General features: G+C 62.3%; 5 protein-coding genes. All 5 read left to right on the top strand.

Features of this window, described 5'->3' with window-relative positions; translation table 11 throughout:
- Nucleotides 1–438 precede the first annotated feature (438 nt).
- The 5 genes from rimP (at nucleotide 439) to truB (ending at nucleotide 7032) form a co-directional block, all read left to right on the top strand.
- Nucleotides 439–927: a ribosome maturation factor RimP gene (gene rimP / locus C7C56_RS08055; protein WP_106756929.1), complete on the top strand. Its 489-nt coding sequence runs from the start codon at nucleotides 439–441 to the stop codon at nucleotides 925–927.
- Nucleotides 924–2489 (top strand): transcription termination factor NusA, encoded by a 1566-nt coding sequence (nusA, locus tag C7C56_RS08050; RefSeq protein ID WP_106756928.1) that lies wholly within the window; start codon nucleotides 924–926, stop codon nucleotides 2487–2489. Before rimP ends, nusA begins: the two co-directional genes overlap by 4 nt.
- Before the next feature lie 46 nt (nucleotides 2490–2535).
- Nucleotides 2536–5373: a translation initiation factor IF-2 gene (infB, locus tag C7C56_RS08045; protein WP_106756927.1), complete on the top strand. Its 2838-nt coding sequence runs from the start codon at nucleotides 2536–2538 to the stop codon at nucleotides 5371–5373.
- 269 nt (nucleotides 5374–5642) lie between these two features.
- Nucleotides 5643–6083 (top strand): 30S ribosome-binding factor RbfA, encoded by a 441-nt coding sequence (rbfA, locus tag C7C56_RS08040; RefSeq protein WP_106756926.1) that lies wholly within the window; start codon nucleotides 5643–5645, stop codon nucleotides 6081–6083.
- On the top strand, nucleotides 6076–7032 hold the full coding sequence (gene truB, locus C7C56_RS08035) for a tRNA pseudouridine(55) synthase TruB (RefSeq protein ID WP_106756925.1): 957 nt from the start codon (nucleotides 6076–6078) through the stop codon (nucleotides 7030–7032). The genes rbfA and truB overlap by 8 nt, the downstream gene beginning before the upstream one ends.
- Nucleotides 7033–7367: the final 335 nt, after the last annotated feature.

The raw sequence follows: 7367 nt of genomic DNA, 5'->3' as shown, positions 1-7367 counted from the left end.
CCGCGCGGCGCCGACAGCGGCATGCCGCGCCGTCCGCGCGGCCGCGGCTAAGCCGCGGTTAAGCCGCGGTTAAGCCGCGGTTAAGCCGCGGTTAAGCCGTAACCGGCAGCGGTAACCGGCGGCGGTAACCGGCGCGGCTTGAGCCGGTAGATCGCGCCAGCCGCGCCGGTTGCCGCCGGTAGATTGTTGTTTGCGCATCGTTTGCGCATCGTTTGCGCAACGTCCGGACACCGTTTTGGCGCCGAAGCGCGATCGCCCGATTGCGGCGCAAGCCGGAACAGGTTATAATCTCCAACCTAATAAAAGTTTGCTCTACCTTTAACGGGGTTCGGACACTTTCATCTGGTCGGAATATGTAAGATGGGCAGATGCCCATTTTTTTTTTGGTAAAACGTTTTTAGCGGCCCGCGCGGCGGGTTCGTGATTTGGAGAATCGGTTTGCAGCAGTTTGATCTAATCGCCAAGACAGTCAATGGCCTGGGCTACGACCTCGTCGATGTTGAGCGGGGCGAGCGCGGGATTTTGCGCGTGTACATCGATTTCACTGCCGCCGACGCGGAAGAAAAAGGCCCGATCACGGTCGAGGATTGCGCCACGGTGAGCCACCAGTTGTCGCACGTCCTCACGGTTGAAAACGTCGCTTACGAGCGGCTCGAGATTTCGTCGCCGGGGCTGGACCGCCCGGTGCGCACGATGGCCGACTTCGAACGTTTTACGGGCTGCGAATGCAGTGTCAAGCTGAAGCTGGCGATGCCAAACAGCCAGAACCGTAAAACCTTCACGGGCATTTTGCAGGCGCCGCAAGGCGACAAAGTAGGTTTGGAATTTGAAAGCAAGGATGGACCGGCGCTGCTCGAGTTTACGCTCGCCGATCTGGATAAGGCACGTCTGGTGCCGCAGGTGGATTTTAAGGGACGCAAAGCATGAGTCGCGAAGTGTTGTTATTGGTTGATGCGCTGGCGCGCGAAAAAAATGTCGATAAAGATGTCGTCTTCGGGGCGCTCGAATTCGCGCTGGCGCAAGCGACGAAGAAACGTTACGAGGGCGAAGTCGACATTCGCGTGTCCATCGACCGCGACTCGGGCGTGTTCGAGTCCTTCCGCCGGTGGCACGTCGTGCCAGACGAGGCGGGCCTGCAGCTGCCCGACCAGGAGATCCTCCACTTCGAAGCCAAGGAAACGATTCCCGACATCGAAGTCGACGAATACATCGAAGAGCCGATCGAATCGCTCGAGTTCGGCCGCCGTTTCGCCCAAGACACCAAACAGGTCGTCCTGCAGCGCGTGCGTGACGCCGAGCGCGAGCAGATCCTGGTCGACTTCCTCGAGCGCGGCGACTCGCTCGTGACCGGCACCATCAAGCGCATGGAGCGCGGCGACGCGATCGTCGAGTCCGGCAAGATCGAAGCACGCCTGCCGCGCGACCAGATGATCCCCAAAGAGAATCTGCGCATCGGCGACCGCGTGCGCGCATTCATCCTGCGCATCGACCGCAACATGCGCGGCCCGCAAGTGATCCTGTCGCGCACCGCGCCCGACTTCATCATGAAACTGTTCGAACTCGAAGTGCCTGAAATCGAGCAGGGCCTGCTGGAAATCAAATCGGCTGCCCGCGACGCAGGCGTGCGCGCCAAAATCGCTGTCTATACTGCCGACAAGCGCATCGACCCGATCGGCACCTGCGTCGGCATGCGCGGTTCGCGCGTGCAGGCGGTCACCGGCGAACTCGGCGGCGAGCGTGTCGACATCGTGTTGTGGTCCGACGACCCCGCCCAATTCGTGATCGGCGCGCTGGCCCCGGCCAATGTGTCCTCGATCATGGTCGACGAAGAAAAACACGCCATGGACGTCGTGGTCGACGAAGAAAACCTGGCCATCGCGATCGGCCGTTCCGGCCAGAACGTGCGCCTGGCCGCCGAACTGACTGGCTGGAAGATCAACATCATGACGGCGGCCGAATCGGCCGACAAGTCGGCTGTCGAAACCGCCGCGGTGCGCGCCCTGTTCATGGAAAAACTCGACGTCGACCAAGAAGTCGCCGACATCCTGGTCGAAGAGGGATTCGCCAGCCTGGAGGAAATCGCCTACGTGCCGATCTCCGAGATGCTCGACATCGAATCGTTCGACGAGGACACCGTCAACGAACTGCGCACCCGTGCCCGCGACGCGCTCGTGACCGAAGCGATCGCTTCCGAGGAAGGCCTCGAAGGCATGGAAGAAGCGCTGGTCAACCTCGAAGGCATGGACCGCAACGTGGCCGGCAAGCTTGGCCTGGCCGGCATCAAAACGGTGGAAGCTTTCACCGCGCTTGCATACGACGAATTCGGCGCCATCCTGGCCCTCAACTCGGACCGTGCACGCGAACTGATCAAGAACGAATTTAATGATGTGACCGACGACGAGATGAAGCTGGTCGACTCAAAATACGACGACCGTGCCAAGGCGCTTCAAGCCAAGGTATGGAGCCTTGCCGAAACCGCCAAGGCGTAATTTGAGTATCTTTATCATCTCCGCGACACATAGAAAAGAGGACTGAATGGCGAGTAACAACGTAGCCCAATTTGCCACCGAACTGAAGATGCCTGCAGATTTGCTGCTGACGCAGCTGCGTTCTGCCGGCGTCGAAAAAAGTTCGACGTCAGATCCATTGTCGAAAGATGATAAGGATAAGTTGCTCGATCACCTGCGCCGCACCCACGGCACGGTGAACGACACCGAGAAAAAGAAGATCACGCTGACGCGCAAAGAAACAACCGAGATCAAGCAGGCCGACGCCACTGGCAAGTCGCGCACGATCCAGGTCGAAGTGCGTAAAAAGCGCACCTTCGTGCAGCGTGACGACCCGGTCGCGCCGCCCCCGGCGCCCGTCGCGCCAGCCGCTCCCGTGATCGATGCGGCCGAAGTTGCCCGCCGCGAGGACGAGGCGCGCCGCCAGGTCGAACTGATGGCCCGCCAAGAGGCCGACCTGCGCGAAAAGCAAGAACGCCTGGCCAAGCTCGACGCCGAGAAGGACGCCCAGCAAAAGCAGGCTGAAATCGACGCCAAGAAAGAAGCCGACGCCGAAGCCAAGCGCGCCGCCGCCGCAGCGGCAGCCGCCGCCGCGAGCGCCGGTGAAGCCGCCGGCGAAGAAACGCGCAAGGCCGCCGCCGAGGAAGCCAAGAAAAAGGCCGCCGCCGCCGCCAAAGAGGCCGCCGACCGCGCCGAAGCGAACGACAAGGCGCGCAAGGCCGTCGCCGACGAGGTCGCACAGATCAAGGCCATGATGAACGCGCCGCGGCGCGCCATCAAGGCCCCCGAGCCTGTCGCGCCGCCGGTTGCCGCGCTCAAGCCGAAGGCGCCCGAAGGCACGCTGCACAAGCCGGCCGACAAAAAGCCCGGCGAAAAAGCGGCCGACAAAAAGCCGCTCACGGCCGACAAGAAGTCGATCAAATCGGCGAACGTCTCCTCGACCTGGTCCGACGACGCGAAAAAACGCGGCGCGCCGGGTTCGATCAAGCCGCGCGGCAACACCGGTTCGCCGAGTGGACGCGATGGCTGGCGCGGTGGCGCCAAGGGCGGACGTCGCCAGTCGCACCACGACGACCGCGAAACCAATTTCCAGGCGCCCACCGAGGCGGTCATCAAGGACGTCCACGTCCCCGAGACCATCACGGTCGCCGAGCTGGCGCACAAGATGTCCGTCAAGGCCTCCGAGGTCATCAAGCAACTGATGAAATTGGGCCAGATGTGCACCATCAACCAGGTGCTGGACCAGGAAACGGCCATGATTCTGGTCGAAGAAATGGGCCACAAGGCGTTTGCGGCCGAGCAAGACGATCCGGAGGCGCTGCTGGCCGACCAGGGCGAGCACGCCCACTACGAGTCGGTCTCGCGCGCACCGGTGGTCACCGTCATGGGTCACGTCGACCATGGTAAGACCTCGCTGCTCGACTACATCCGCCGCGCCAAGGTCGCGTCGGGCGAAGCCGGTGGCATCACGCAGCATATCGGCGCATACCACGTCGACACGCCGCGCGGCATGATCACCTTCCTCGACACCCCGGGCCACGAAGCGTTCACCGCGATGCGTGCCCGCGGCGCCAAGGCGACCGACATCGTCATCCTGGTCGTCGCGGCCGACGACGGCGTGATGCCGCAAACGAAGGAAGCGATCGCCCACGCGAAAGCGGCCGGCGTGCCGCTGGTGGTGGCGATCAACAAGATCGACAAGCCGGGCGCCAACCTCGACCGCGTCACCCAGGAACTGGTGACCGAGCAGGTGCTGCCTGAAGAATACGGTGGCGAGTCGCCCTTCGTGCCGGTGTCGGCAAAAACCGGCGAGGGCATCGATGCGCTGCTCGAGCAGGTGCTGCTGCAGGCCGAGGTGCTGGAACTGAAAGCGCCGATCGATGCGCCGGCCCGCGGCCTGGTCGTCGAAGGCCGTCTCGACAAGGGCAAGGGCCCGGTCGCGACCATCCTGGTGCAGTCCGGCACCTTGCGTCGCGGCGACGTCATCCTGGCCGGTTCCTCGTTCGGCCGCGTGCGCGCCATGCTCGACGAAAACGGCAAGCCGATCACCGAAGCGGGTCCATCGATTCCGGTCGAGATCCAGGGCCTGACCGAAGTGCCGGTCGCCGGCGAGGAAGTCATGGTCATGGCGGACGAGCGCAAAGCGCGCGAAATCGGCCTGTTCCGTCAAGGTAAGTTCCGCGACGTCAAGCTGGCGCGCCAGCAGGCGGCCAAGCTCGAGAACATGTTCGAGAACATGGGCGAAGGCGAAGTCAAGAACCTGCCGGTCATCGTCAAGACCGACGTCCAAGGTTCGCAGGAGGCGCTGGTCGGTTCCCTGCAGAAGCTGTCCACGTCCGAAGTGCGGGTGCAGGTTGTGCACGCGGCGGTCGGTGGCATCACTGAGTCGGACGTCAACCTTGCGGTCGCATCGAAAGCGGTCATCATCGGCTTCAACGCCCGTGCCGACGCCCAGGCGCGCAAGCTGGCCGAATCGAACGGCGTCGACATCCGCTACTACAACATCATTTACGATGCGATCGACGAGATCAAGGCGGCGTTGTCGGGCATGCTGGCGCCGGAGAAGCGCGAAACCATCACCGGTGCGGTCGAGATCCGCCAGGTCATCCTGGTCTCGAAGGTCGGCGCGGTCGCCGGTTGCCTGGTCACCGATGGTGTCGTCAAGCGTTCGTCGTCGGTTCGCCTGCTGCGCAACAATATCGTGGTGTGGACCGGCGAGATCGACTCGCTCAAGCGCTTCAAGGACGATGCGAAAGAAGTGCGCGCCGGTCTCGAGTGCGGTCTGTCGCTCAGGAACTACAACGATATCGAAGTCGGCGACGTCCTCGAGGTGTTCGAAGTCCAGGAAATCGCCCGTACCTTGTAAGGGGAGGCCTGCCTTGCAAGGCAGGCCCGTTGCGCAGGGGCGCGGCGTGCCGCGCCAATTCCCTGCTCCACCTTTGTAAGGGGGGCGTTGCGCAGGGGCGCGGCATGCCGCGCCAATTCCCTGCTCCACCTTTGCAAGGCAACCGGCGCATCCAAATTGGGGTCAGAGTTTTTTTTCGCGATGCTTTTTTCGCGAAAATTACTCTGACCCCAATTTCTCGTTAAAGCCCGCAAAACATTAGCAGTTAGAAAGTAAAGCAGTCTCATATCATGGCAAAACACAGTAAAAACATTCCCGCCCGCGGTTTGCGCGTGGCCGACCAGATCCAGCGCGATCTGTCCGAAATCGTCGCCTACGGCCTCAAAGACCCGCGCGTCGGCATGGTCACGATCACCGAAGTCCAGATCACGCCCGACTATGCGCACGCGAAGGTGTTCTTCACGCTGCTTAACGACAACAAGGACGTGATCAAGAACACGGTCGACGGCTTGGCCGCCGCGTCGGGCTTCATCCGCAACCAGTTGGGCAAGCGCCTGCACATCCACACGCTGCCGATGCTGCACTTCGTGCACGACACCTCGACCTCGCGCGGCATGGAACTGTCGCTGCTGATCGACCAGGCCAATTCGGTGCGCGCGGCCGACGCCGAGCCCGATCCGGTGCCGGAAGCCGACGTGGCTGACGATAGCGACGACAACAAGGATGACTGAAGAAGTCGTCAAGCCTGCTGGCAAGATCAAGAAGCAGGCGCATATCAAGCGTGTGCGCGACCTGGTCGACGGCGTGCTCCTGCTCGACAAGCCGGTTGGCCTGTCGAGCAACGACGCGCTGATCAAGGCCAAGCGCGTGCTCAACGCGAAAAAGGCCGGCCACACAGGCACCCTCGATCCGTTCGCTACCGGTTTGCTGCCGCTGTGTTTTGGCGAGGCGACCAAGTTCTCGCAGGATTTGCTCGAGGCCGACAAGACCTACGACACCACGGTTCACCTGGGTATCAACACCAATACGGGCGACACCGAGGGCGAGGTGGTCCTGACGCGCGACGTCGATGTAACGCAGGAGCAGATCGAAGCGGCGCTGGTGCAATTCCGCGGTCCGATTTTGCAGGTGCCGCCGATGTATTCGGCGCTCAAGCGTGACGGCAAGGCGTATTACGAGTATGCGCGCGAGGGCATCGTGCTCGAGCGCGAAGCGCGGCCGGTGACGATCCACAAGCTCGAGTTTGTATCGTACGAGGCGCCGTTCTTGAAGTTGTCGGTCACTTGCAGCAAGGGCACGTATATCCGCGTGCTGGGCGAGGACATCGGCAACGCGCTCGGCTGCGGCGCCCATCTGAATGCGCTGCGGCGCACGCAGGTCGGGGCGCTTACGGTCGAGGGTATGGTCACGCTCGAGACCTTGCAGGCCAATGCCGCGCCGCTCGCGATGCTCGCGCCGGTCGATGCCTTGCTGTCGTCATTTCCAGCGATCGAATTGACGGAGGAGCTGGCCAAGCGGTTTTTGCAAGGCCAGCGCCTGGCGCTGGGCAAGGAAGATGTGGTCGTGCCGGCCGAGCAGGGCAGGGCGCGCATTTACCACGATGGCCGCTTGCTTGGGACGGGAATTTTGCAGGAGTATGCGATCCTTGCGCCCGAACGGCTGATCACGGCCAGACACTGACACGTCCGCGATTTTCACCTTTCCATCGTCATTTCTGCCATTGGCAGGAATGACGTTGGTGGTGGGGGGGCGAGCCGACGGGTGCTGCTAGCACTAGCCATACCCCGAAGAACGTCATTTCCACCATTGGCGGAAATGACTTCCCGCGAAAGCGGGAACCCACGCTGCGCCAAGCGACGTGCTGACCCTCACGATTCCCATCGTTACATCGAATGCAACAAACGCCCCATCCCGGTGCGCGATTGTGGCGCGCGCGCAGCAAGTAGTTGAAATTGCAGGCCTTTCCCCCCGCTGCAAGCCCCTTATTGCTCCAGGGCGATTGCATGAAGCCAAAC

Source organism: Massilia glaciei, assembly GCF_003011895.2.
In the GTDB taxonomy this organism is placed as follows: Bacteria; Pseudomonadota; Gammaproteobacteria; order Burkholderiales; family Burkholderiaceae_D; genus Telluria_A; species Telluria_A glaciei.
Note: the sequence above shows the minus strand (reverse complement) of the source record. Positions and strands in the feature narration are given on the sequence as shown.

Coding starts and splice junctions, on each gene's coding strand:
- rbfA (WP_106756926.1), top strand. CDS start 5,643: ATGGCAAAACACAGTAAAAACATTCCCGCCCGCGGTTTGCGCGTGGCC.
- nusA (WP_106756928.1), top strand. CDS start 924: ATGAGTCGCGAAGTGTTGTTATTGGTTGATGCGCTGGCGCGCGAAAAA.
- infB (WP_106756927.1), top strand. CDS start 2,536: ATGGCGAGTAACAACGTAGCCCAATTTGCCACCGAACTGAAGATGCCT.
- truB (WP_106756925.1), top strand. CDS start 6,076: ATGACTGAAGAAGTCGTCAAGCCTGCTGGCAAGATCAAGAAGCAGGCG.